At 55.5% G+C, this 23,976-nt stretch carries 25 protein-coding genes and 1 riboswitch; of the genes, 13 read left to right on the forward strand and 12 right to left on the reverse strand.

The window, feature by feature from the left end; all coding sequences use genetic code 11:
• Window positions 1-21: 21 nt before the first annotated feature.
• Complete coding sequence (locus JLG71_RS16180) at window positions 22-477, reverse strand: MarR family winged helix-turn-helix transcriptional regulator (RefSeq protein ID WP_014838208.1); 456 nt, start codon at window positions 475-477, stop codon at window positions 22-24.
• Between the two features lie 77 nt (window positions 478-554).
• Here JLG71_RS16180 and JLG71_RS16185 point away from each other — a divergent pair, with 77 nt between their 5' ends.
• Complete coding sequence (locus JLG71_RS16185) at window positions 555-1,502, forward strand: quinone oxidoreductase family protein (protein WP_200913690.1); 948 nt, start codon at window positions 555-557, stop codon at window positions 1,500-1,502.
• Window positions 1,503-1,656: 154 nt separating this feature from the next.
• On the opposite strand, the gene JLG71_RS16190 is transcribed toward JLG71_RS16185, so the two are convergent.
• Window positions 1,657-2,556, reverse strand: a complete 900-nt coding sequence (locus JLG71_RS16190) for a LysR family transcriptional regulator (protein WP_049082254.1) — start codon at window positions 2,554-2,556, stop codon at window positions 1,657-1,659.
• 121 nt (window positions 2,557-2,677) lie between these two features.
• Between JLG71_RS16190 and JLG71_RS16195 the strand changes: the two genes are divergently transcribed.
• Window positions 2,678-3,382 carry an SDR family NAD(P)-dependent oxidoreductase gene (locus JLG71_RS16195; RefSeq protein WP_049082255.1) on the forward strand — a complete coding sequence of 235 codons (705 nt, stop codon included), beginning with the start codon at window positions 2,678-2,680 and terminating at the stop codon, window positions 3,380-3,382.
• Window positions 3,383-3,596: 214 nt separating this feature from the next.
• Entirely contained in the window at window positions 3,597-3,842 is a 246-nt protein-coding gene (locus tag JLG71_RS16200; protein WP_032692737.1) for a YmjA family protein, read from the forward strand.
• A gap of 121 nt (window positions 3,843-3,963) precedes the next feature.
• Here the strand turns inward: JLG71_RS16200 and ompW are convergent, their stop codons facing one another.
• Window positions 3,964-4,602: an outer membrane protein OmpW gene (ompW, locus tag JLG71_RS16205; RefSeq protein WP_004121296.1), complete on the reverse strand. Its 639-nt coding sequence runs from the start codon at window positions 4,600-4,602 to the stop codon at window positions 3,964-3,966.
• 313 nt (window positions 4,603-4,915) lie between these two features.
• On the opposite strand from ompW, the gene JLG71_RS16210 reads away from it, so the two are divergent.
• The 5 genes from JLG71_RS16210 to yciA all read left to right on the forward strand — a co-directional run bounded on the left by JLG71_RS16210 (window position 4,916) and on the right by yciA (window position 10,668).
• Window positions 4,916-5,659, forward strand: coding sequence for a YciC family protein (locus JLG71_RS16210; protein ID WP_004850117.1), 744 nt, complete (start codon window positions 4,916-4,918; stop codon window positions 5,657-5,659).
• A 52-nt stretch (window positions 5,660-5,711) separates the two neighbouring features.
• Window positions 5,712-6,251 (forward strand): septation protein A, encoded by a 540-nt coding sequence (locus tag JLG71_RS16215; protein WP_004101360.1) that lies wholly within the window; start codon window positions 5,712-5,714, stop codon window positions 6,249-6,251.
• A gap of 99 nt (window positions 6,252-6,350) precedes the next feature.
• Window positions 6,351-6,412, forward strand: a riboswitch (Fluoride riboswitch).
• A 79-nt stretch (window positions 6,413-6,491) separates the two neighbouring features.
• Window positions 6,492-7,808 carry a voltage-gated chloride channel family protein gene (locus tag JLG71_RS16220; protein ID WP_134897987.1) on the forward strand — a complete coding sequence of 439 codons (1,317 nt, stop codon included), beginning with the start codon at window positions 6,492-6,494 and terminating at the stop codon, window positions 7,806-7,808.
• Window positions 7,809-7,990: 182 nt separating this feature from the next.
• Window positions 7,991-10,171, forward strand: a complete 2,181-nt coding sequence (locus tag JLG71_RS16225) for a TonB-dependent siderophore receptor (RefSeq protein ID WP_029946915.1) — start codon at window positions 7,991-7,993, stop codon at window positions 10,169-10,171.
• Window positions 10,172-10,269: 98 nt separating this feature from the next.
• Window positions 10,270-10,668 carry an acyl-CoA thioester hydrolase YciA gene (gene yciA, locus JLG71_RS16230; RefSeq protein ID WP_025106975.1) on the forward strand — a complete coding sequence of 133 codons (399 nt, stop codon included), beginning with the start codon at window positions 10,270-10,272 and terminating at the stop codon, window positions 10,666-10,668.
• 32 nt (window positions 10,669-10,700) lie between these two features.
• On the opposite strand, the gene JLG71_RS16235 is transcribed toward yciA, so the two are convergent.
• A complete protein-coding gene (locus JLG71_RS16235) occupies window positions 10,701-11,237 on the reverse strand; it encodes a YniB family protein (protein WP_009653426.1) in 537 nt (178 codons plus the stop codon).
• A 129-nt stretch (window positions 11,238-11,366) separates the two neighbouring features.
• Between JLG71_RS16235 and hxpB the strand changes: the two genes are divergently transcribed.
• The 4 genes from hxpB to JLG71_RS16255 all read left to right on the forward strand — a co-directional run bounded on the left by hxpB (window position 11,367) and on the right by JLG71_RS16255 (window position 15,153).
• Window positions 11,367-12,035: a hexitol phosphatase HxpB gene (gene hxpB / locus JLG71_RS16240; RefSeq protein ID WP_025106974.1), complete on the forward strand. Its 669-nt coding sequence runs from the start codon at window positions 11,367-11,369 to the stop codon at window positions 12,033-12,035.
• Between the two features lie 148 nt (window positions 12,036-12,183).
• Window positions 12,184-12,945, forward strand: a complete 762-nt coding sequence (gene kduD / locus JLG71_RS16245) for a 2-dehydro-3-deoxy-D-gluconate 5-dehydrogenase KduD (protein WP_102802803.1) — start codon at window positions 12,184-12,186, stop codon at window positions 12,943-12,945.
• Window positions 12,946-13,036: 91 nt separating this feature from the next.
• Entirely contained in the window at window positions 13,037-13,627 is a 591-nt protein-coding gene (locus JLG71_RS16250) for a metal-dependent hydrolase (protein ID WP_004850102.1), read from the forward strand.
• Window positions 13,628-13,761: 134 nt separating this feature from the next.
• Entirely contained in the window at window positions 13,762-15,153 is a 1,392-nt protein-coding gene (locus tag JLG71_RS16255) for an L-cystine transporter (protein ID WP_014228987.1), read from the forward strand.
• A 75-nt stretch (window positions 15,154-15,228) separates the two neighbouring features.
• Here JLG71_RS16255 and cedA read toward each other — a convergent pair whose 3' ends face one another.
• On the reverse strand, window positions 15,229-15,483 hold the full coding sequence (gene cedA / locus JLG71_RS16260) for a cell division activator CedA (RefSeq protein ID WP_071532283.1): 255 nt from the start codon (window positions 15,481-15,483) through the stop codon (window positions 15,229-15,231).
• Window positions 15,484-15,664: 181 nt separating this feature from the next.
• On the opposite strand from cedA, the gene katE reads away from it, so the two are divergent.
• Window positions 15,665-17,923, forward strand: coding sequence for a catalase HPII (gene katE, locus JLG71_RS16265; protein ID WP_106510567.1), 2,259 nt, complete (start codon window positions 15,665-15,667; stop codon window positions 17,921-17,923).
• Window positions 17,924-17,965: 42 nt separating this feature from the next.
• On the opposite strand, the gene chbG is transcribed toward katE, so the two are convergent.
• From chbG to osmE, 7 genes are all read right to left on the reverse strand, one after another.
• Window positions 17,966-18,724, reverse strand: coding sequence for a chitin disaccharide deacetylase (gene chbG / locus JLG71_RS16270; protein WP_014228984.1), 759 nt, complete (start codon window positions 18,722-18,724; stop codon window positions 17,966-17,968).
• Between the two features lie 12 nt (window positions 18,725-18,736).
• Complete coding sequence (locus JLG71_RS16275) at window positions 18,737-20,083, reverse strand: 6-phospho-beta-glucosidase (protein WP_009653470.1); 1,347 nt, start codon at window positions 20,081-20,083, stop codon at window positions 18,737-18,739.
• Between the two features lie 102 nt (window positions 20,084-20,185).
• Window positions 20,186-21,025: a transcriptional regulator ChbR gene (gene chbR, locus JLG71_RS16280; RefSeq protein ID WP_071532282.1), complete on the reverse strand. Its 840-nt coding sequence runs from the start codon at window positions 21,023-21,025 to the stop codon at window positions 20,186-20,188.
• A gap of 12 nt (window positions 21,026-21,037) precedes the next feature.
• Window positions 21,038-21,385, reverse strand: coding sequence for a PTS N,N'-diacetylchitobiose transporter subunit IIA (gene chbA / locus JLG71_RS16285; protein ID WP_004850090.1), 348 nt, complete (start codon window positions 21,383-21,385; stop codon window positions 21,038-21,040).
• A 54-nt stretch (window positions 21,386-21,439) separates the two neighbouring features.
• Window positions 21,440-22,798, reverse strand: a complete 1,359-nt coding sequence (gene chbC, locus JLG71_RS16290; RefSeq protein ID WP_004850089.1) for a PTS N,N'-diacetylchitobiose transporter subunit IIC — start codon at window positions 22,796-22,798, stop codon at window positions 21,440-21,442.
• A 167-nt stretch (window positions 22,799-22,965) separates the two neighbouring features.
• Entirely contained in the window at window positions 22,966-23,286 is a 321-nt protein-coding gene (gene chbB / locus JLG71_RS16295) for a PTS N,N'-diacetylchitobiose transporter subunit IIB (RefSeq protein WP_004101340.1), read from the reverse strand.
• A gap of 284 nt (window positions 23,287-23,570) precedes the next feature.
• A complete protein-coding gene (gene osmE, locus JLG71_RS16300) occupies window positions 23,571-23,909 on the reverse strand; it encodes an osmotically-inducible lipoprotein OsmE (protein ID WP_004850085.1) in 339 nt (112 codons plus the stop codon).
• Window positions 23,910-23,976 lie beyond the last annotated feature (67 nt).

A 23,976-nucleotide genomic window follows, 5' to 3' on the forward strand; every position in this document is an offset into this window, starting at 1 on the left:
GTCCGGCCCCGGGCCGGGCGGTTATTTCAGCTGTAAGCTGTCGGCGTATTTACGCGTCAGGCGAAACAGCGCCATCACCTCTTCTTGCGTCCATCCGGCCAGCACCTCATTCATCAGCCGCGTTCTTGCTCCCGCGATACGATCGATCATCGCCTGCCCCGCTTCGCTGAGCGTCACCTCGCTAATCCGGCGATCTTTTGCATTGGGCTGCTTAAGTACCAGCTGCTGCGCTTCCAGCTTCTTCACCTGCCTGCTGACGGTGGTGTAATCGCGACCGAGGCTATCCGCCAGTTCAACGACCCCAACGGGTCCCCTGCGCCCTATTGCCACCAGCAGCGGGAAGAGGATCCGATCGAGCTGGACCCCAGCCGCCTGCAGTATCTGCTCGTCGCGCATTGGCTGGTTCATCACGCTGATGATATCGAGCAGCGCGCCGTGAAAGCCGGTGATGTCGTAATTATTATGTGCATCTTGCATATATTAGTTAACCGGGTATAGTGCCGTTATCAGATACGTGCATTTTACACATAACTATCCCACAGGGGGAGAAGACAATGAAAGCAGCCGTGGTTTTTGACCTGCAGCAGGGTCCGGTGTGGTCCGATTTTCGCGATCCGCAGCCCGGTGAGCATCAGGCGTTAGTCGAGGTTCGGGCCGCCGCCATCAGTCATGTAGTGAAAGGCCGGGCCTCCGGTAAGCATTATAGTTTCGATGGCTGCCTGCCTTTTGTCCCGGGTATCGACGGCACCGGTATCTTACCCGGCGGAGAGCGCGTCTATTTCGCCTTCCCCGTCGCGCCCTGGGGCAGCATGGCGCAACGGGCTCCCGTCGCCTTAAACCACTGTCTGCCGCTGCCGGATGCGCTGGACGATATCACCGCCGCGGCAATGGCTAATCCGGGGATGTCGGCCTGGGCGGCGCTGGTCAAACGCGCCGGGATGAAAGCGGGGGAAACAGTACTGATCAACGGCGCCACCGGCAGCGCCGGGCAGCTGGCGGTACAAATCGCCCGTTTTCTCGGCGCCAGAAAAGTGATCGCCTGCGGGCGAAACGTGGAGAAGCTGGCCGCCCTCGGCGCTGATGAAACCGTTAACTTAAGTCAGGATGAGGCGGACTTACGGACGCAGTTTGCCGGGCTGGCGGCGCAGCAGATTGATGTCGTCGTCGATTATCTGTGGGGACGTAGCGCCGAACTTTTGCTGCCAGCGCTGGCAAAACACAGCCCAGGAAATGCGCCGGTACGTTTTATTCAGGTCGGTTCCCTTTCCGCCGCCGATATCTCTCTCAATGGCGCGGTGCTACGCTCCTCGCCGCTGCAGCTGATGGGCAGCGGAATTGGCAGCCTTTCTGTGCCCCAGCTGCTGGCCGCCACCGGGGAGATGCTGCAGGCCGCCGTCGCCGGCGGATTGACTATCGCCACGACTCCCCGGCCGCTTCGCGAGGTCGCCACGGCGTGGCCGCAGGACGACAGCCAGAAACGCACCGTCTTTCTCGTCGATTAAAAAAATCGCTTCTGCACAAAAGTTGGGGTTGATATCTTAAATGAGAAATATTATCTTTCTCATTACTGAATAGTTGAGCAAACAGCTCAGGTATTCGGTACGACATTGCTCACATTGCTTCCAGTATTTTTGCCCGCACTTGTGCGGGCTTTTTTTATGGTTGTCGACACACTCTGCGCACCAGCTGCCTTAGCCAGCGATGTGCTAATTCATGCTCGTGGCGAGGATGCCACATTTGTGACACCGTTATCTCCGGCGTACTCACCGGGAGAGGAAAAGCGACCATCTCTTTTCCCGCCGCGCTCTGCAGGCAGGAGGCCGGGACAACGGCGATGAGCTGAGAATCCCGGGCCACGGCCAGCGCGGCGGAAAAACCAGGCACCACCGCGGCAATCCTGCGGCGCATGCCACACGCCGCCAGCGCGTCATCAACCGGCCCGCGTATCAACCCGTGACGGGAGGTAATGACGTGCCCCACGGAAACAAATTGTTCCCGCGACATGTCGGCAAAGGCGGCCAGCGGATGGTTTTTGGCCAGCGCGACGACAAAACGATCGCGAAACAGCGCCTGCAGGCGGATCTCCGGCCCCATATTTTTCAGTACGCCAATTTCCAGGTCCACCCGCCCCTCGCGTAAAAATCGGGCATCTTTCTCCGGCTTAGCGACAAATTCCAGCGTCACGCCCGGTGCTTCCCGCGCGGCGGCGTTCACCAGCGCCGGGCCAAAAGCGTCTATAAATCCCTCATTGGTACGCAAAGTAAATCGCTTCTCGAGGGTCGATAAACTCAGCGGCGCAGGCGAAGCGTTGAGCACCGCGCGCATCTCGGAGACAACGTTTTTTGCCCGCGCCTGCAGACTTTCTGCGTGCGGAGTCAGCACCATGTTTCGCCCGGCTCTGACCAGTAGCGGGTCGCCGGTGACCTGCCGTAGGCGCGTCAGCGTGCGGCTCATCGCCGAAGCGCTGAGCTTAAGCCGTTTAGCCGCCCCGGCAACGCTTTTCTCGCTCAACAGTACATCCAGCGCCGCCAGTAAATTGAAATCAGGATCGGTCATCTTTTCTCCACTCCAGGATAAGGCGTCTGATGCACTTTATTATTGCAAATGCTGCGCCTTCCGCCTGCTACAGCACCAGCCTATATTTACCCCATCATGTATTTGCTCAGGAGTTATGCCCATGGTCACTTCCCCTAAAACAGTATTGATCGCAGGTGCGTCACGCGGGCTTGGGCACGCCATGGCTGAACAGTTTCTGCTGCATGGCTGGCAGGTCATCGGCACCGTACGCGATCTCTCACAAACGACGCCGCTGCACCACCTGGCCGAGGCTTATCCTGGACGGGTGCGCATTGAGGCGCTGGATATTTGTGATAGCGACGGGATCGCGGCGCTGCGCAATGCGCTTGCCGATAGCGCGCTGGATATGCTGTTCGTCAACGCGGGCACCACCAACCGCGATCCCACACAAACCATCGGCGAGATCGCGACGGAAGAGTTTATTCACGTCATGCTGACCAACGCGCTCGCGCCAATGCGGGTAATAGAAAGTCTGCAGGCGCTGGTGCTGCCACAGGGGCTGATTGGCGTTATGTCTTCAGGACAAGGCAGTTTGAGCAATAATACCGGCGGGCAGCGCGAGCTGTATCGCGGGAGCAAAGCCGCGCTGAATATGTTTATGCGCAGCTTTGCCGCCCGCCCTGCCAGCGTATCGCATCCGATGGTGGTCATGGCGCCGGGGTGGATCCGCACGGCTCTTGGCGGCGAGAGCGCCCCGCTCACCATGGCGGAGACCATCCCCTCGCTGGTGAACGTGCTGCTGGAAAAACAAAATCGTCCCGGATTAGAGTATCTGGATTATCGCGGATATCGCGTGCCGTGGTGATAAGTCTATGCGTATGAATGGCCTGCAGACGGGTTCATGGCAGTCAATTTTCGTTTTCTATGCTATTACACCCCGATGATGGAGAGTTTCTGGACCCGTTGCACATGGCGTGGGCTAGTCATACGTTTTTCTGGGCGTTCCTGAGCTAAAGCCAGGCAGGGGTGATATTATTCAAGCCAGAAAATACAGGCACAACGTCAACCGGGAGCGATTTATGCACGAGGAAGTACCACTGAAATATTACGACATTGCGGATGAGTATTCGACGGAGTCCGCCGAGCCCGTCAGCGAGTCAGAACGTGAGCCCCTGGCGCGCTATTTTCAACTGCTGATTACGCGGCTGATGAATAACGAAGAAATCAGCGAGGAGGCGCAGGGAGAGATGGCCATACAAGCGGGCATCGATCGGCAGCGCATCGATGATATCGCGGAATTCCTGAATAAATGGGGTAATGAGTAGCGGTTGACGCGGACGTTCCGCGGAGTGCTTGCGGCAAATGACGCATCGGCAATCGCGGCAGCGGACTTCGCGTCGGGACGTGCAATAAAGCTGGTCATTGCGACCAGCTTTACCTGAGACTTTAGAACCGGTATCCGGCAGAGAACATAAACACCCACGGATCCAGACGGATACTGTCGTGCTGCTGCGCGCCCGCCAGCTTATAGTTGGCGGTGGTGTCGATATCCATGTACCACACCGACATGTTAATCAGCCAGTCGCGGTTAATCAGATAGTCCATCCCCACCTGTCCTGCCGCCCCCCAGGAGTCTTTCAGGCTCAGATCGGATATGCCGGTCTTTTTACCCGTATCGTTCACGCTCTCATCGAAGAAGGTCGTGTAGTTGATACCCGCGCCAATGTATGGACGCAGCTTGCTGCTGGAGTCGCCAAAATACCACTGCGCCATGAGCGTCGGCGGTAAATGGTGAACGGTCGCAATATTGCCGGTTGCCGCGGTCCCGACTTTATGGCGGAACGGCGTGGCGGCCAGCAGTTCAACGCCGATGTTATCCGTTGCCATATAGGTGAACGTCAAACCCAGTTGCGTATTATTGCTGACGTTAAAGCCCCCCAGGCTGCCTAACGTGCCGCCCGCGCCTTCGGTCGGTCTGACCGTTGCCGAACCCGCGCGAATAAAAAATTCACCAGCTTCATGCGCCCAGACGCTGCTGCCGGAAAGACTGCTCAGAATAACAACCGCCGCTGCTAACTTTTTCATACCCACTTCCTCATTATGGTTATTCAGCGCCAGAATATACCTACATTGAAGTATGTTTGATCCAACATAGATCACATTAAGTGGGCAAATTTAACATTTATTGATCCAGATTAATTTTCACTTTCTCAATACAATCAGTGAGAAGCGTGTCGTATCAAATTTCTTGCTTTATGACACTCAAGGCAGCGCGTCGCTGATTTCCTCTTCTATTTACAAAGATATACTTAGCGTGCAGGAGCAGAGACTGCTACCCAGCCGCGATTTGCGGTACAATCGCCGGCTAGTTAACACCTGCAATACTCAAGGAGAATGCATGTCTATCACGGCGAAGTCCGTCTACCGTGACACCGGGAACTTTTTCCGCAATCAGTTCGTTACTATCCTGCTGATTGCGCTGCTATGCGCGTTCATTACGGTAGTACTTGGCCATGCCTTTTCACCCAGTGAAGAGCAGCTGTCAATACTGAGCCAGGGCGATAGCCTGGCGGGTAGCGGCGGGCTGTTCGAACTGGTCCAGAGCATGACGCCGGAGCAGCAGCAAATCCTGCTGCGCGCGTCTGCGGCCTCTACCTTCTCAGGGCTGGTAGGTAACGCCATTCTTGCCGGCGGCGTTCTGCTCATGATTCAGATGGTCTCCGCCGGCCAGCGAGTCAGCGCCCTGCGCGCGATTGGCGCTTCTGCGCCGGTGCTGCCAAAGCTGCTGCTGCTGATCCTGCTGACGACGTTTATCGTGCAGATGGGAATGATGCTGGTGGTGGTGCCGGGCGTCCTGCTGGCTATCGTGCTCTCTTTCGCACCGGTTATGCTGGTGCAGGATAAAATGGGGATTTTCAGCGCCATGCGTAGCAGTATGCGTCTGGCCTGGGCCAACGTACGTCTGGTGGCGCCGGCCATTATCGGCTGGCTGCTGGCGAAAACGCTGCTGCTGCTGTTTGCCTCCAGCTTCGCGGTCCTGACGCCAAACGTTGGCGCGGTGGTAATAAATACCCTCAGCAATCTTATCTCCGCATTGTTGCTGATCTATTTATTTCGCTTGTATATGCTCATTCGTAACTAATCTAATCCGGGGCGGGTGCTCCCTGCCCCAACCTGAACGACGGAATCGATGTATGAAGCAGTTTCTGGATTTTTTACCGCTGGTAGTCTTCTTCGCATTCTACAAGCTTTATGATATCTACGCCGCGACGACCGCGCTGATTATCGCTACCGCCATCGTGCTGATTTACAGCTGGGTGCGCTATCGTAAAGTCGAGAAAATGGCGCTGATTACCTTTGTGCTGGTGGCCGTATTTGGCGGCTTAACCATCTTCTTCCATAACGATGAGTTTATTAAATGGAAGGTGACGGTTATCTACGTGCTGTTTGCCAGCGCGCTGCTGTTTAGCCAGTGGGTGATGAAGAAACCGCTGATCCAGCGCATGCTGGGTAAAGAGCTGACGCTGCCGCAGCAGGTGTGGTCGCGTCTGAATCTGGCCTGGGCGGTGTTTTTCATCCTTTGCGGACTGGCGAATATCTATATCGCTTTCTGGCTGCCGCAGAATATCTGGGTCAACTTCAAGGTCTTTGGTTTAACCGCCCTGACGCTGGTATTCACCCTGCTGAGCGGCGTGTATATCTATCGCCATATGCCGCAGGACGACAACCACTAAGCTGGCTTTCCCACGGCACGCCGGACGGCGTGCCGCGTTCTTCGCTTTTCCCCTCTCCGCATAAATCGCTTCAGCTGAAACGATTCGTAATGTAAGCTATTTCTCACAGGAGATGGCATTCCTCCTTGAACCGCCATGTGGCTAATGATGCCTGCTTTTTATTCCCGGACCGGGAATGGGCAGGCATATCTGAATTGCAGGCACCGCGTCCGGGAAGGTTAATCTTCTAAGGAACTGACGATGCGTGCAAACCGCTTTTCATCACTCTCTCTGCTTTTCTTCCTCGGAAAATGGCTGCTCCTCGCCTTTATCATCGCGGTGCTGGCGGGTACGGCATCGGCGTTTTTTCTTTTCTCACTGCAGTGGGCCACGGCAACGCGTGAAGCTCACCTCTGGCTTATCGGGCTCCTGCCGTTGGCAGGTTTTGCCGTCAGCTGGATCTACCTGCGCTACGGCACCCGCGTGGAGGCCGGCAATAACCTGATTCTGGAAGAGATTCACGACCCTCAGCGCATCATTCCCTTGCGCATGGCGCCGCTGGTTTTTTTCGGCACCGTTGTTTCTCATCTGTTTGGCGCCTCCGTCGGGCGTGAAGGCACGGCGGTGCAGATGGGTGCCTCGATTGCCGACCGTTTTACGGCCCTTTTCCGCCTTAACGACGATGCCCGGCGAATGATACTGATGGCCGGGATCAGCGCCGGTTTCTCTTCGGTTTTCGGTACCCCGCTCGCCGGAGCGCTATTCGGGCTCGAGGTCCTGGCTATCGGACGGATGGACTACAGCGCCATTCTTCCCTGTCTGTTTGCCGCGATTATCGCCGATCGGGTCGGCATCATGTGGGGCGTGCAGCATACGCACTACTTTATTACCGGCTTTCCCACGCTGACGCTCTGGACGCTGCTGGCCATCATTATCGCCGGCTGCTGCTTTGGCCTCGCGGCGCGCATTTTCGCCGACAGCACGCATGCGGTCGGCGCCTTGATGAAAAAACGGATTCACTACGCGCCGCTGCGGCCGTTTATTGGCGGACTGGCGATTGCCGGCGCCGTCTGGCTGCTGCACGGAGAGCGCTATATTGGCCTGGGCATACCGGTGATAGTAGACGCTTTCCAGCATCCGCTGGCGCCGTGGGACTGCTTCGGCAAACTGATCTTCACCGTTGTCTCTTTAGGAAGCGGATTTAAAGGTGGCGAAGTCACCCCGCTGTTTTACGTCGGCGCGACGCTGGGCAATGCGCTGGCGCCGCTGCTGCATATGCCGCCAGGTTTTCTGGCCGGGATAGGTTTTGTCGCCGTCTTTGCCGGCGCGGCGAATACCCCCATCGCCTCGACGCTGATGGCGATTGAGCTATTTGGCGCGGAAATCGGTGTTTACGCGGCGCTGGCCTGCGTGGTGGCATGGCTGGTCTCGGGCTATACCGGTATTTATCGTTCCCAGCGCATAGCCTGCCTGAAACAAAGCTATGTCCCGACCGGCATCAGACTGGCTGAGCTCCCGGCGTGGTACCAATCGCAAACACGCCGTCAAAAAACCGACAACGAAACCCCCACCTCCTGACGAACGCGCCCGGAAACCGGAGGGTTCAGGCTCGCCGGTTTCTTCATGATATCTACCACATGCCGGAAAGTTGCGGCAATTGTGAGGATTTAATGGAGATTAGCGTCGCTTTATTGAAACGATAATGATTATCATTGATATTCTCGATCTCAATTTTTCATGATTTGATATGGATATTTATAATGAGAACGCAGAAAAATCACATAGCAACGCCCCTGGCCCTGGCCATTGCAGGCTTACTCAGCCCAGGGGTCTTCGCCGAAGAGGTGGAACAGGATACGGAGACCATGGTGGTTCATGGCACCGCCGAAGAGGCGCTGAAGCAGCAGCCGGGCGTCTCGATCATCACTGCGGAAGATATTGCTAAAGATCCCCCGGTTAACGATCTCTCAGAAATCATCCGTAAAATGCCCGGCGTCAACCTGACCGGCAACAGCGCCAGCGGCAGCCGCGGCAACAACCGTCAGATCGACATTCGCGGAATGGGACCGGAAAACACGCTGATTCTTATCGACGGCGTGCCCGTCACCTCCCGCAATTCAGTGCGCTATAGCTGGCGCGGCGAGCGCGATACCCGCGGCGACAGCAACTGGGTACCGCCGGAAATGGTGGAACGCATTGAAGTTCTGCGCGGCCCTGCCGCAGCGCGCTACGGCTCAGGCGCCGCGGGCGGCGTTGTCAATATCATCACCAAACGCCCCACCAACGACTGGCACGGCTCGCTTTCGCTCTATACCAATCAGCCGGAAAATAATAAAGAAGGCGCCACCAACCGGGCTAACTTCAGCCTCAACGGACCGCTGGCGGGAGATGCCCTGACCATGCGTTTGTACGGCAACATCAACAAAACGGAGCCCGATGCCTGGGATATTAACCGCGCGCAAAATGGCTCTTACGCGGCGGGCCGCGAAGGGGTACGCAACAAAGATATTAACGCCCTGCTGTCGTGGAAAGTTACGCCGCAGCAGATCCTGGATTTTAGCTACGCCTATAGCCGCCAGGGCAATATTTATGCCGGCGATACGCAGTACAGCAACAGCAATATGAGCCCAAATGGCCTGGTGGATACGCTGTACGGTCAGGAAACCAACCGGCTATATCGGCAGACCTGGGGCCTGACCTACAACGGGATCTGGGACTGGGGCCAGTCGAAGGCGGGCGTCTACTACGAAAAAACCAACAATACCCGCCTGCAGGAGGGCACCACCGGCCGCGTTGAAGGGATGATCAATAGCGATGTCTATGACACCAGCCGCCTGGAGTCGTGGCGCTCAACCGCTGAGGTTAATATCCCCTTCAACTGGCTCGCTGAACAGACCCTGACTTTGGGCATGGAATGGAATCGCGATGAGCTAAACGATCCGGCATCCATGCAGGCCACCACCACCACGGATGCTCTCCCCGGGATTTCTGGCGATCCTTCACAACGCAGCCCTAAAAACAGCGCCACCCTGACCGGTATCTATCTGGAAGACAATATTGAAGCGATGCCGGGCACCAATATTATCCCGGGTCTACGCTTCGACTATCATAACGACTTCGGCAGCAACTGGAGCCCGAGCCTGAACCTGGCGCAGGATCTGGGGGATATGTTTAAGGTCAAAGCGGGCATCGCCCGGGTATTTAAAGCGCCGAACCTGTATCAGTCGAGCGAAGGCTATCTGCTTTCTACGCGGGGTAACGGCTGCCCGATAAGTATTGCCGATGGCAACTGCTATCTGTTGGGTAACCCGGACCTCGATCCGGAAATCAGCATCAACAAGGAGATCGGCCTTGAGTTTAACCTGAACGGTTACAACGCCGGCGTCACCTGGTTCCGCAACGACTACAAAAACAAAATCGTCTCCGGCACCGAGATTCTGGGTAATACCGCGACCGGAGCGAATATCCTGCAGTGGGAGAACGGCGGGAAAGCGGTCGTCGAAGGCCTTGAAGGCACGCTGCTGGTTCCGGTCATTGCCGATACGCTCAGCTGGCGCACCAACGCCACTTATATGATCAAATCGGAAAACAAAGATACCGGAAACCCGCTGTCCGTTATTCCGAAATACACCATCAATACCCTGCTCGACTGGCAGGTGACCAGCAAGTTTTCGGCGAACGTCAACTGGACTTTGTACGGTCGGCAGAAACCGCGGGAATATGCGGAAATTCGTACTGAAAACGGCGTACTGGCCACCAATGAAGTGGGCTCCTATTCCGTGGTTGGTATCGGCGGCAACTATCAGCTAATGAAAGACCTGCGCCTGAACGCCGGGATCAGTAACCTGTTCGATAAGCAAATTTATCGTGAAAACGAAGGGGCTTCGACCTATAACGAACCGGGTCGCGCCTATTACGCTGGCGTCACGATCTCCTTCTAACCCCTCACGCCCGCTATCGCGGGCGTATTCCCTATTCTCTCAGCGTCATTTTCATAGTAGCATCCGCCTGATCATCTTTGACTAGTACAGAGTATAGAATGACAACAACAGATCTTACGCCGAAGGGCGAATTGGTATTACGCACCCTGGCGATGCCGGCGGACACCAACGCTAACGGCGATATTTTCGGCGGCTGGCTGATGTCGCAGATGGATATTGGCGGGGCGATTATGGCCAAAGAGATTGCCCACGGTCGCGTCGTGACCGTGCGCGTCGACGGCATGACTTTTTTACGCCCGGTCGCGGTCGGCGACGTGGTGTGCTGCTACGCCAGCTGCGTGAAGCGCGGCAATACGTCGATAACCATCAATATGGAAGTGTGGGTCAAGAAGGTGTCGTCTGAACCCATCGGCCAGCGCTACAAAGCAACCGAAGCGCTGTTTATCTACGTTGCGGTAGATAATGAGGGTAAACCGCGCGCCCTTCCCACCCAGTGATTCTGCCGGCCCGGCGCTTCCGGGCCGGTATTTTACAGAAAGCCGAGTAAAGAGAAGAAGAAGTAGCCCAGCACAATAATAATTACCGGCAGGACGTATAGCGGAAAATACTGCACCAGGATGGTATGGCGCGGCACCACAACGCGTTCAGAGATTTGTTCGCGCGTCAGCCCTTCGGCCCCTTTCGCCTGCTCCAGAATCAGCTGATCCTCAACGCCCTCGCGCAGAAACTTCGCCTGGCGCCCCATCCGCGCTCCGGAGGCCTGTAGCGCCATGCCGACGAACACCAGAATATAGATAACCCAGAAGCCGATATTCATACCGTGCTTAAAGTCCGGCAGCGGCGAGTTGTACCAGAAGAAATTCAGGAACGGCGTATTGAAACGCATCATCTCAATCATCACATGAGCAAAGTCCATCATCACCGCGTCAATGCCCGGTTTTTTCTCACTGTGCTCGTACATAAACTTCAGCACGGAGATCAGCGTCGAGATAACCGCCGGGATAAATACCACCCACCCCAAAATACGTTTAAGTACTGCAACGCGTCCAGCTTGTTGATACGTCATGGGTTCCCCTTGTTAAGACGCCTGTCTACCCTAAGTCTACCTTCGTCGGCGAATTTCGCCCAATAATGCGCGGTATGATATACCATGAGTGCCGATTCGTTATCTACTTACGCTACAGGAGAGGGACTTATGTCAGCCAGGCGCCAGATTCACGCCGCGATTTTTGATATGGATGGTTTACTGATTGATTCTGAGCCGCTGTGGGATAAAGCGGAGCTGGAGGTGATGGCAAGCCTCGGGGTGGATATCAGCCGCCGCCATGAAATGCCCGATATCCTGGGGCTGCGCATCGATTTAGTCGTCGATCTGTGGTTTGCCCAGCAGCCGTGGAAAGGCCCGGATCGTGCCGAAGTCACCGCGCGGATCATCAACCGCGCCATCCAGCTGGTGGAAGAAGCGCGTCCGCTCCTCCCCGGTGCGCGGGAAGCGGTGGCGATGTGCAAAGCCCAGGGGTTGAAAATCGGCCTGGCGTCGGCTTCGCCGCTGCGGATGCTGGAAAAAGTCCTCACCATGTTTGAACTGCGCGATCAATTTGACGCCCTCGCTTCCGCCGAAGGGCTGCCGTTCAGCAAACCGCACCCGCAGGTCTATCTGGACTGCGCCGCCAGACTCGGCGTCAGCCCGATGCACTGCGTGGCGCTGGAAGACTCGGTTAACGGCATGATTGCCAGCAAAGCGGCCCGAATGCGATCTATCGTCGTACCGGAAGCGGAAAACAGCCGCGATCCGCGCTTCGTGCTGGCGGACGTGAAGCTTGCCACCCTTGAATCCCTCACCCTGAGCGACCTGCTCGGTTAATCCTGCCGCTGATGATGAGATAGCGGCACCGTCTCATCATCACAAAATTAAAACAGCGTTTCATTTTTATTTGTTTTTTCTTCTCCCGCCCTCTATGCTTGTCTCAACGGCGTTATTTAACGCGTGAAATCAGCATACAGAGGTGCATATGGTACTGAACGCCTTTGACCTTACGGGCAAGGTCGCTATCGTGACGGGTTGTGATACCGGGCTGGGCCAGGGAATGACGTTGGGCCTTGCGCAGGCCGGGTGCGATATCGTCGGCGTGAATCGCCGGATCCCCCATGAAACCGCAGAGAAGGTTCAGGCGCTGGGCCGACGCTTTACCGCTATTCAGGCCGATTTGAGCCGGCAGGATGAGATTGAAACCATTGTCGATCGGGCCGTGGCCGCCATGGGCCGGGTAGATATTCTGGTCAACAATGCGGGAACCATCCGCCGCGCCGATGCGCTCTCCTTTAGCGAAAAAGACTGGGACGAGGTGATTAACCTGAATCTGAAGTCGGTGTTCTTTCTTTCACAGGCGGTCGCCAGGCAGTTCATCGCGCAGGGCGACGGCGGGAAAATTGTTAATATTGCCTCAATGCTCTCCTTTCAGGGGGGGATTCGGGTACCCTCCTACACCGCGTCAAAAAGCGGCGTACTGGGCATTACCCGCCTGATGGCCAACGAATGGGCGGGGCATCGCATCAACGTTAACGCCATTGCCCCGGGATACATGGCTACCAACAATACTCAGCAGCTGCGTGAAGACGCCGAGCGCAGCAAAGCGATTCTCGATCGTATTCCGGCCGGGCGCTGGGGCGTGCCGGATGACCTGCAGGGGCCGGTCGTTTTTCTCGCCTCCCGGGCGGCGGATTACATTAGCGGCTTTACGCTGGCGGTAGATGGCGGCTGGCTGGCACGCTGATGTTTTTGTGACAAAGAGTTACACCGTCACCTCTTCCGCACACTGTATAAAAACCCTATACTGTATGAATTGACAGTTTAGGGTGTTTATCATGACGGCGGAAGGCCACCTCCTCTTCTCTATCGCCTGTGCGGTATTTGCGAAAAACGCGGAATTGACCCCCGTGCTGGCTCAGGGCGACTGGTGGCACATCGTTCCTTCCGCCATCCTGACCTGTCTGCTGCCGGATATCGATCACCCTAAGTCGTTTCTCGGTCAGCGATTAAGCTGGATATCAAAACCGATAGCGCGCGCCTTTGGCCATCGCGGCTTCACCCATAGCCTGCTGGTAGTCTTTGGCGCGGTCGCGATTTTCTCATTGAAAGTACCGGAAAGCTGGATAGTGCCGGCAGATGCGGTTCAGGGCCTGGTTCTTGGCTACCTTAGCCATATTCTCGCCGACATGCTCACCCCGGCAGGCGTTCCGCTGCTCTGGCCCTGCCGCTGGCGTTTTCGCCTGCCCCTGCTTGCACCGCGCAAGGGTAACCAGCTGGAGCGCGCGCTGTGTATGGCGCTGTTTATCTATGCCGTATGGATGCCGCAAAACGTTGCCGAAAACAGCGCCATTCGCTGGTCATCGGACATGATTAATTCTTTGCAAACCACCTTTAATCGCTTAATTAGCCACCAGGCTGGACGATAAACCAGCGAATTATTCAATTGGTTATAATCAATTCCATTTGAATATAAGTAACGAATAACGCCTTCTGCTACCCTTGCCGTCATAAGAGCTGGTTATTGACCAGCCCGGTAATAAAAGATATCAGGAGAACGGGGATGAACTTTCCATTAATAGCGAACGTAGTCGTGTTCGCGGTTTTACTGTTGGCGCTGGCCCAAACCCGCCATAAACAGTGGAGCCTCGCTAAAAAAGTGCTGGTCGGTCTGGCGATCGGCGTTGTCTTCGGCCTGGCGCTACAGCTTATCTATGGTTCCGACAGCCCGGTGCTGAAGGATTCTATCCAGTGGTTCAATATCGTCGGTAACGGCTATGTTCAACTGCTGCAAATGATCGTCATGCCGCTGGTTTTCGCCTCCATTCTGAGCGCGGTCGCCCGTCTGCATAATGCCTCGCAGCTGGGTAAAATCAGCTTCCTCAGTATTGGAACCCTGCTGTTCACCACGCTGATTGCGGCGCTGGTCGGGGTGCTGGTCACTAATATGTTTGGCCTGACCGCCGAAGGGCTGGTTCAGGGCAGCGCGGAGACCGCCCGCCTCAACGCCATTCAGAGCAATTACGCCGGTAAAGTCGCGGACCTGAGCGTCCCGCAGCTGATCCTCTCTTTCGTACCGAAAAACCCGTTTGCCGATCTGACCGGCGCGAACCCAACGTCGATTATCAGCGTGGTTATCTTCGCCGCGTTCCTCGGCGTCGCGGCGCTGAAATTGCTGAAAGATGACGTCGCCAAAGGCCAGCGCGTACTCACCGCCATCGACACGCTGCAGAGTTGGGTAATGAAGCTGGTGCGCCTGGTGATGCAGTTAACGCCGTACGGCGTGCTGGCGCTGATGACCAAGGTAGTCGCGGGCTCTAACCTGCAGGACATCATCAAGCTCGGCAGCTTCGTTATCGCCTCCTATATTGGTCTGGGCATCATGTTCGTGGTGCACGGTCTGCTGCTTGCGGTCAACGGCGTGAGTCCTCTGAAGTACTTCCGTAAAGTCTGGCCGGTATTGACCTTCGCCTTTACCAGCCGCTCCAGCGCGGCGTCTATTCCGCTGAACGTGGAAGCGCAAACGCGTCGCCTGGGCGTGCCGGAGTCTATCGCCAGCTTCTCCGCATCGTTCGGCGCCACGATCGGGCAGAACGGCTGCGCGGGCCTCTATCCGGCGATGCTCGCCGTGATGGTCGCCCCTACCGTCGGTATTAACCCGCTCGATCCGCTGTGGATTGCGACGCTGGTGGGCATCGTGACCGTCAGTTCCGCCGGGGTCGCTGGCGTGGGCGGCGGCGCGACCTTTGCCGCCCTGATCGTCCTGCCGGCGATGGGCCTGCCGGTCACGCTGGTGGCGCTGCTGATCTCGGTTGAGCCGCTGATTGATATGGGCCGTACCGCGCTGAACGTAAGCGGTTCCATGACCGCCGGTACCCTGACCAGCCAGTGGCTGCGTCAAACCGATAAAGCTATTCTCGATAGCGAAGAAGACGCGGAGCTCGCGCACCGCTAAGCGGGCCCGCACTTCAGGTTATTAAAAACAAAAAACCGCTGATTTTCAGCGGTTTTTTTATTGTGCCCGGCACATTCAGGCGTCGATTTCACCTTCCTGCCTCATTTGCGTCGCCCAGCGCTGCGCCGCTTCCGGCACGTTAAACGGAGGGGAGCGACGAAAATGTTCGTCTATTAGCACAAAAGCAACATATTTACCCCGCAAAACCCAGACGTCGCGAAAACCATCCATTTTGACGGCGTGTTCCGGCGGCGCAGGCTCGACTCGCGGCACGTAGCTAATGACCTGACGATTTTGTTGGCGAAGTGGTTTCATCACAAATAGATTCACTAAACACAGCGGGAAACAGAAACCCCTATCATAGCCGAAAAAGCCCCCTTTCGTCGCCCCCAGCTTGCGGCCCTTTAGTAGTAAAACTCTTATAAAAATATATTCTTGAAATGATGTTCTACAATTAGAAGGGTTTTGGTTTAGCAACGACCATTTTCAGCAATGAAAGCAGGAGCGAGCAATGTCTGATAAACACCATAACCCGCAACCCCATCAATCACCGGTTCACGACGACCGGGAAGCAAAACCAGGTCTGGATGCCTTAGCCCCCGAAGATCAGAACTGGCGGCCCACGCCGCATCCCACCGCCCCAGGTGAAGAGCCGACCGCCCCGGGCAGTATGAAAGCCCCGGATACGCACAGCGAAAAGCTCGATGCCCTTGAAAAACAGCGTAAAGGCGGCGAGGATTTTGCGCTCACCACCAATCAGGGCGTACGCATCGCAGACGACCAGAACTCGCTGCGCGCTGGCAAACGCGGCCCCACGCTGCTGGAAGATTTTATCCTGCGCGAAAAAATCACCCATTTTGACCACGAGCGCATTCCTGAGAGGATCGTCCATGCCCGCGGCTCCGCTGCGCACGGCTATTTCCAGGCGTACAGCGATTTAAGCGATATCACCAAAGCGGCTTTCCTCTGCGATCCGCAGAAAAAAACGCCGGTCTTCGTCCGGTTTTCCACCGTTCAGGGCGGCGCAGGCTCCGCCGATACGGTGCGCGACATCCGCGGCTTTGCCACCAAGTTTTATACCGACGAGGGCATCTTTGACCTGGTCGGCAACAACACGCCGATCTTTTTTATTCAGGACGCGATCAAGTTCCCTGATTTCGTCCACGCGGTCAAACCCGAGCCGCACTGGGCCGTCCCGCAGGGGCAAAGCGCGCACGACACGTTCTGGGATTACGTCTCACTGCAGCCCGAAACGCTGCATAACGTGATGTGGGCGATGTCCGACCGCGGACTGCCCCGCAGCTACCGCACGATGGAAGGGTTCGGCATCCACACCTTCCGCCTGATTAACGCGGAAGGTAAAGCCACCTTCGTACGTTTTCACTGGAAGCCGGTCGCGGGCAAAGCCTCCCTGGTATGGGACGAGTCGCAAAAGCTGACCGGTCGCGATCCCGATTTCCACCGCCGTGATTTATGGGAAGCGATTGAAGCCGGCGATTATCCTGAGTACGAGCTGGGCTTACAGCTGATCCCGGAAGAGGACGAGTTTGCTTTTGATTTCGATCTGCTGGATCCCACCAAGCTGATTCCGGAAGCGCTGGTACCGGTGCAGCGCGTCGGTAAGATGGTCCTCAATCGCAACCCGGACAACTTCTTTGCCGAAAACGAACAGGCGGCCTTCCATCCAGGGCATATCGTTCCGGGGATAGACTTCAGCAACGATCCGCTGCTGCAGGGCCGACTCTTCTCCTATACCGATACGCAGATCAGCCGCCTCGGCGGGCCGAATTTCCATGAAATCCCGATCAATAAACCCACCTGCCCGTACCATAATTTCCAGCGCGACGGCATGCACCGGATGGATATTGATACCAACCCGGCAAACTATGAACCTAACTCCATCAACGATAACTGGCCGCGGGAGACGCCGCCGGCCGCGAAACGCGGCGGCTTTGAATCCTATGCCGAGCGGGTTGACGGGGAAAAAATTCGCCAGCGCAGTCCGTCGTTTGGCGAATATTACTCGCAGCCCCTGCTGTTCTGGCGTAGCCAGACGCCTATTGAGCAGCAGCATATTATCGACGGATTCAGCTTCGAGCTGAGCAAGGTCGTCAGGGAGTGGATCCGCGAGCGGGTGGTCGATCAGCTGGCGCATATCGACCTGCAGCTGGCTCAGGCGGTGGGTAAAAATCTGGGTATTGAGCTCACCGACGAACAGCGCAGCATCACGCCGCCGCCGGATGTTAACGGTCTGAAAAAGGATCCTACGTTAAGCCTGTACGCTATTCCCAGCGGTGACGTAAAAGGCCGGGTGGTAGCGGTACTGCTTAACGATCGTCCGGTCGCCAAAGAGCTCCTGACGCTGCTCAAGGCGCTCAAAGCGCACGGAGTGCATGCCAAATTACTCTATTCCCGAATGGGGAAAGTGCAGGCCGATGACGGTACCGAGCTGCCGGTGGCCGGGACCTTTGCCGGGTCGCCATCGCTTACCGTGGACGCGGTCATTGTTCCCGGCGGCGATCTGCAAAGCCTGAGCAACAATGGTGATTTCCACTACTACCTGCTGGAAGCCTATAAACACCTGAAGCCGATTCTGCTGGCAGGCGATGCCCGGCAGTGCAAAGCGCCGCTGCAGGTTGCCAGTCAGGGGGAAGAAGGCATCGTTGAGACGGACGCCATCGATAATTCGTCGGTGGATGCGCTGATTACCCTGATGGCGGCGCATCGGGTGTGGTCGAGAAGCGCCAAAATCTCCGCGATCCCGGCGTAAAAAAAGCCCGGCATTTCTGCCGGGCTTCTCACTTCTCTTTACTTACACATCGCGATAGGTGCCGAGCCGGTAGCCGCGCTCGGCAATCGCATACTTCAGCGACTCGGCGGTGAGCACGTCCAGTTCGGTCAGGCGCGGGTAGCAATAGGCGCTACCCATAATCGTGTTATCAACGAACGCCGGGTGGCACATCACCTCCAGCGATCGCTCATCACGCTGGATAGAGGCATCCAGGGTTTGCAGAAACAGCGCTTCCGAAACCCCTTCCCCGTAAAACTCGCTGGTAAACCCGTCGCTGCTGCGCGCCGCATCCTGCGCTAAACCTGACAGCGTCGCCAGTTGCCGATCGATCCGCAGCGCCACCCCCTTCTCGCGCGCAAAGGCCGCGACGATGGGGTAAATCTGCGCAATCATATGCACATGGTGATGGCTGTCGATATGCGTCGGCTCATGGCCAAACAGCTCGACAAAGCGCCGGTACTGGCACTCCAGCTCGTGCGCGATCTCATCCAGCGGCAGGCTATCCTCTTCCGCCATCTGCCAAATCCACTTACCGAGACGACCTTCGCGGGTTAAGCCCGGCATCGCCGACAGCGGTTCGCCCAGCGTCAGGACAAAGTGCATCCCCACCGCCAGCTCAGGGACGCAGCGGCTAAGCTGGGCAGCGTGGCCGATCGCCGCGCCGTTGACCAGCGCCGTCGTGGAGGTGACCAGACCGTTCTTGCAGGCTTCGATAATGCCGTAGTTTTGCCCTTTGCTGAGGCCAAAGTCATCGGCATTGACGATTAACACGCGTTCCATAAGCCGCTCCCGTTACTGTTTCAGTTTTTCGATAGTCGCCGCAAAGTTTGGCAGCCACTGCTCGTGCGCAAGGATCATCTCACGCGCCAGCTGTTCGGCGTCACGATCGGAGTGGATCAGCGGGCTCAGGTTAAGCGCCAGCAGCACGTCATCCAGTTTACCGCTGATTGCCGCTTCGCTGGCCGCGACTTCAAAGCCTTTAATGGTGTAAATCAGCCCCAGCACTTTTTCGTCGAAATGCGTGATGCGCGGCGTCGGTTTCGCACCGTCGCGACCCAGCGTACAGGTCATCTCGACCGCCCAGTCGGCCGGGATGTTATCCACGTGGCCATGGTGCGGCACGTTCACGTAATGTTCGGCCTGCTTATCATTATAAATGGCGTTAATCACTTCACAGGCCGCGTCGGAGTAATACGCCCCGCCGCGCTGTTCCAGCTCTTTTGGTTTAACGTTCAGATCCGGATCTTTGTACAGCTCAAACAGCTGTTTCTCAACCTTCTGCACCACCTGCGCGCGGGCGCCGCCTTTGTAGTACTCGCCCATTTCAATCGCCAGCATCTCTTTTGGCTTAAAGTAGTAGAGCAGATAGGAACAAGGGATCAGGCGCAGCGAACGGAGCAGCCCTTCGCTAAACGGCAAATCAAAGATATTTTTCACCGAGTTTGCGCTCAATCGACCCGACGCCACGCCGTCAAGCAGCTCGTCAAAGCGCGAAACGCCGTTGACCAGCACATCCCGCACGAACACCAGATGGTTCAGACCAAACAGATCGATATTGAGCTCATCGCTCGGGCTCAGCTTCAGCACATCGGTGATAAACATCTTCATGCCGATAGGAATATTGCACACGCCGATAAAGCGCTTAAAGCCGGTATGACGATAAACCGCTTCGGTCACCATGCCCGCCGGGTTGGTAAAGTTAATCACCCAGGCGTTCGGACAGACTTCCTGCACATCTTTCACAATGTCAAAAATGACCGGAATGGTGCGCAGACCTTTAAACAGTCCGCCCGCGCCGTTGGTTTCCTGGCCTAAATAGCCGTGGCTCAGCGGAATACGCTCATCCTTTTCGCGCGCCTTAAGCTGGCCGACGCGCAGCTGGGTGGTGACGAAATCGGCGCCTTCCAGCGCCGCGCGGCGATCGAGGGTCTTGTAGACTTTCATCGGGACGCCGGCTTTTTCCACCATGCGCTGGCACAGCGCATGGATAATATCGAGCTTTTCCTGCCCTTCCGCGACGTCCACCAGCCACAGTTCGCTAATCGGCAGTTCATGATAACGCTTCAGGAATCCTTCCAGTAATTCCGGGGTATAGCTGCTGCCGCCGCCGATAGTCACTACCTTCAATTTCTGGCTCATCTTTTTCTCCCTTGCGGATAGCGCGTATGCGGCACCCGCTCTCCGTTTAAATACGGACAGTTAATTTGAATATTTAGACCGCGCGGACTATTCCGCGCCCGGTTAATTAATACTGGTGAGGTGTTTCCGATAGCTGCTGGGGGTAAAAGAAGTCAGCTTCTTGAATGTTTTAATAAACAGACTTGGGCTACTGTACCCCGACTCATAGGCGATATCGGTCACCGAGTAGTTGGTTATCTCCAGCTGTTTTTTGGCGAAGTTGATGCGAATATCGTTAATCATCTGCATCGGCGTTTTGGCATAATAACGCTGGGTGGCCCGGGTTAAGTATTCCTGAGTTTTCCCGGAAAGCTCGACCATATTTTCCAGCGCCCCCTCGCCAAATTTAAGCTTATCGTGCATACCCTCAACGGTATTTTTTAACCATTGCGGAATAACGTCTTCCGTAGGTTCTTCACGATAATGCCGCAAACGATTCAGGGTGTAAAAAGACACCAGCTCGATAAATTCGTCGAATTCAGTTTCGCGAAAATTCAGTGATGCAATAACCGACTCAATATAACTGAGAAAAGTACTTTTAACGGCATAGACCTGTGAGGCGACCAGACCAAACGGCAGCAGCGGCAGATAATGTTTCTCAAAGAAACTTTTGCTGATGCCAACGTTAAGAATGCGCGTCGCACCAAATTCATAAAAACTCTGGTGATGCGACCCCATTGGGATGAAGACAAAATCCCCGCGCTCCAGCAGCACCCGCTTGCCATTAATAACCTGATAATAGCGCCCGGTTAAAACGATGGTGTACTCGTAGTAATCATGCTGGTGAAGCCCGCTTACGCTCTCCGTTTTGTTATAGATGACCACATGAAAGTTCTTGCCGTTAAAGAGTTGTTGCTCCCGGGCGGTACTGATTTCAGTGGTCATCATCTTTGGCTGCCTCATCGTGTCGATGACCTATTGTACCTTCTCGTGCAGCTCAATCAATTCGGCAACCAGCTCACGAGCCAGCATTGAGGTCATCAGATGATCCTGCGCATGAACCAGCACCAGGCTCACCTTCATTTTGCCTTCACCCTCATCGCTCTCAATCAGCTGCGTCTGCACAAGGTGCGCTTCGCTCAGCGCCATGCGCGACTGTTCCATCATCGTTTTCGCCGCCTCGAAATCTCCCTGCTTTGCCTGCTTCAGCGCGGCATAAGCCAGGCTGCGCGCTTGACCGGAGTTGATAATCAGCCCCATCACCACCTCTTCGAGGTCGTTTACCGCGGTCTCTTCTGCTGCGATGTTATCCAGATCAAACATAATGACTCCCTTATTTCCAGGACGGTACGGGAAATCTCCCGTACCGGCTCAATATTAGAATTTCAGTGCGTTAGCGATATCTTCTTCGCTCTCTTCCTGCTCAATGACGCCCTGCGCTTTGTTGGAAATCACCACAAACGGCAGGTAGACCAGGGTGGACACGGCAAGGTTGAACAGGGCCAGCAGCAGAGCGGCTACGCTACCGTTGGTGTTAAAGAAGGCGCCTAAACCGGTCGGCATGGTCCACGGCGCGATATTGGTAATCGGCGGGATGATGCCCAGGGTATAAGCCGTCATGGTGATAGCCGCCAGCAGAGGCTGAATCAGAATGAAGGGGATAAACATCACCGGGTTCATAATGATCGGCAGACCGAACAGGATTGGCTCGTTAATCTGGAAGATGCCTGACGGCAGCGCCAGTTTCGCCACCTGACGATGATCCTCACGACGTGAAGCGATAAAGATGGCGATGATTAAGCCCAGAGTCGCGCCGGTACCGCCAAGGAAGATGTAGGAATCCAGCATCGGCTTGGCCCACATATGGAAGCTCTTACCCGCGGCCAGCGCGGCCTCGACGGAACCGTACTGCTGGTAGGTTGCAATGTTTTCCAGCGCCCATGGCGTCATGATTCCGCTATCCAGCGCTGACAGCGCCAGCGACCCGTGTACGCCGAAGAACCACAGCAGCGAGGTGAAAATGACGTATGCCCAGCCTACGACGGCGCCCATTGAAGCCAGCGGCGTGGAGATAGTGTCCATGATGATCTGGTGGAAGTTGGTCCCCCAGTGGGTCAACGCCCAGGAGATAATCCCCATAATCGAGAGGATGATAAAGGCCGGGATGACCGCAGAGAATGAACGGGAAACCGAAGCCGGCACGCTGGACGGCAGCGTAATCACCCAGTTGCGATGCACGATAAAGGTGAACATCTCGGCAACGACCAGCCCGATGACAATACCAGAAATGATATTGGCGCCGCCTAACCAGTTTGCGCCCACGGCGTAGGCTTCACCGACGCTATAAGGCGTGACGGTCATAAATGCCGCAACGGCCAGTAAACCGGCGGCCATCGGGTCTACTCTCCGCTCCTCAGCTAAAGCGGAGCCAATAAAGAAAGGCGCCATGAGCGACATAATGCCAAGCGTACCGTTATAAACGTTACCGCCGATAGCTTTAAAACCGTTAAGCGTTTCTATTGTAGACGCATCCAGACGGATGCCCATTGAATAAAAGAATGAGCCGTCGCCAAAGCTCAAAAATACGTTGTTAATTAAAACAAACATCGCCCCGGCTAGCGTCAATGGCATTAACTTAATAAAGCCGTTTTTAATTGCATTGACGTGGGGCTGCCTTCCTATTTTGACGGCAAAAGGCAGGAGTACCTTTTCAAGCGAGTCAATCACTTTACTCATAATAAATACCCTTTAAGGCCGCAATATAGTCACTGCGGCAATGATAGATGAAATTACTCTTTGACGGGAAAATAAACTCTGGGTATTTCGGACAGCGAGCAGCTAAAACACACCCTCACGAAATTCTAACCGCTGCTATCCGAAATATGTCGAGTTTTAAAATAAAATTATTGTGCAGCAGCTTTCTTAATGGCCGCAACGGCCGCTTTCAGAACACCTAAACCATCGATCTTACCGTACAGAACAGAATCAATGACTTCTACGGGTTTATTTGGCAGTAAACGCTGAATGTCCGGCAGCATATAGGAAATTTGTGGGCCTAATAATACGACATCCGCATCAGGTCCTTTTTCACCGGCTAAGGTCTCCGGAAATGCTTCAATAATCACCGGCACTTCATACTTCTCGGCCTGGGCACGCATTTTCGATACCAGCAGTGATGTCGACATCCCAGCAGAACAGAACAGGTAGATATGTTTCTTTTCCATGAACGCTTCCTCAATTTGTGTGACCCGGTCCTCTCTGCATCATTGATGCCTGAGAGGCGGTAAGAGATGTTTCTTTGAATTAGTATTGTTTATGCGTTGAGTATACGGCATCGATCGACAGCAGGATAATTCCTCCTTGAACAGAATTGTCTCTCATTGACCTCGCGTTTTGACTGCCTTCACATTTCCCTCAAATAATTCGCGCAATTAAATAAGCATCAGAACTCATAAAAAAACCCGACCAATGGTCGGGCTTTCGTAGGAATCAGCACTATGGCGGGGCGTTACTTACTGTTGCGTGGGTCGGTATCGTACTCGGCGCAGGTCTGATAACCAGAATTCATCACGCGGCCGGTTTCATCCAGCGCAACGAAGTAGGTTTCAATTTTACCATCGCGTTGACCCAGGATATATGTCTGGCAGGTACCGCGCGCGTGGATCATGGTGACTTCTGATGAAGGTTTACCGGCAATTTGCGCAACCTGCGCGCGGGTCATGCCTTTCTTAACGTCTTTAACCACGGGTTGAGTAAACTGATCTTTCGTACGGTCGTAGGCCGTACACCCTGCCAGCAGGGTCAATACTGCTGCTGCGCCCAGAAATCCTGCAAAATGCTTGTTCATATACCATCCTCTTTTTTTTGGCGTGTTAATAAGCCTGGAATAAATATCGTTATTTTTCAAGCCGAAG

Origin of the sequence: Klebsiella michiganensis (genome assembly GCF_015139575.1) — a bacterium.
GTDB classification, from domain to species: Bacteria; Pseudomonadota; Gammaproteobacteria; order Enterobacterales; family Enterobacteriaceae; genus Klebsiella; species Klebsiella michiganensis.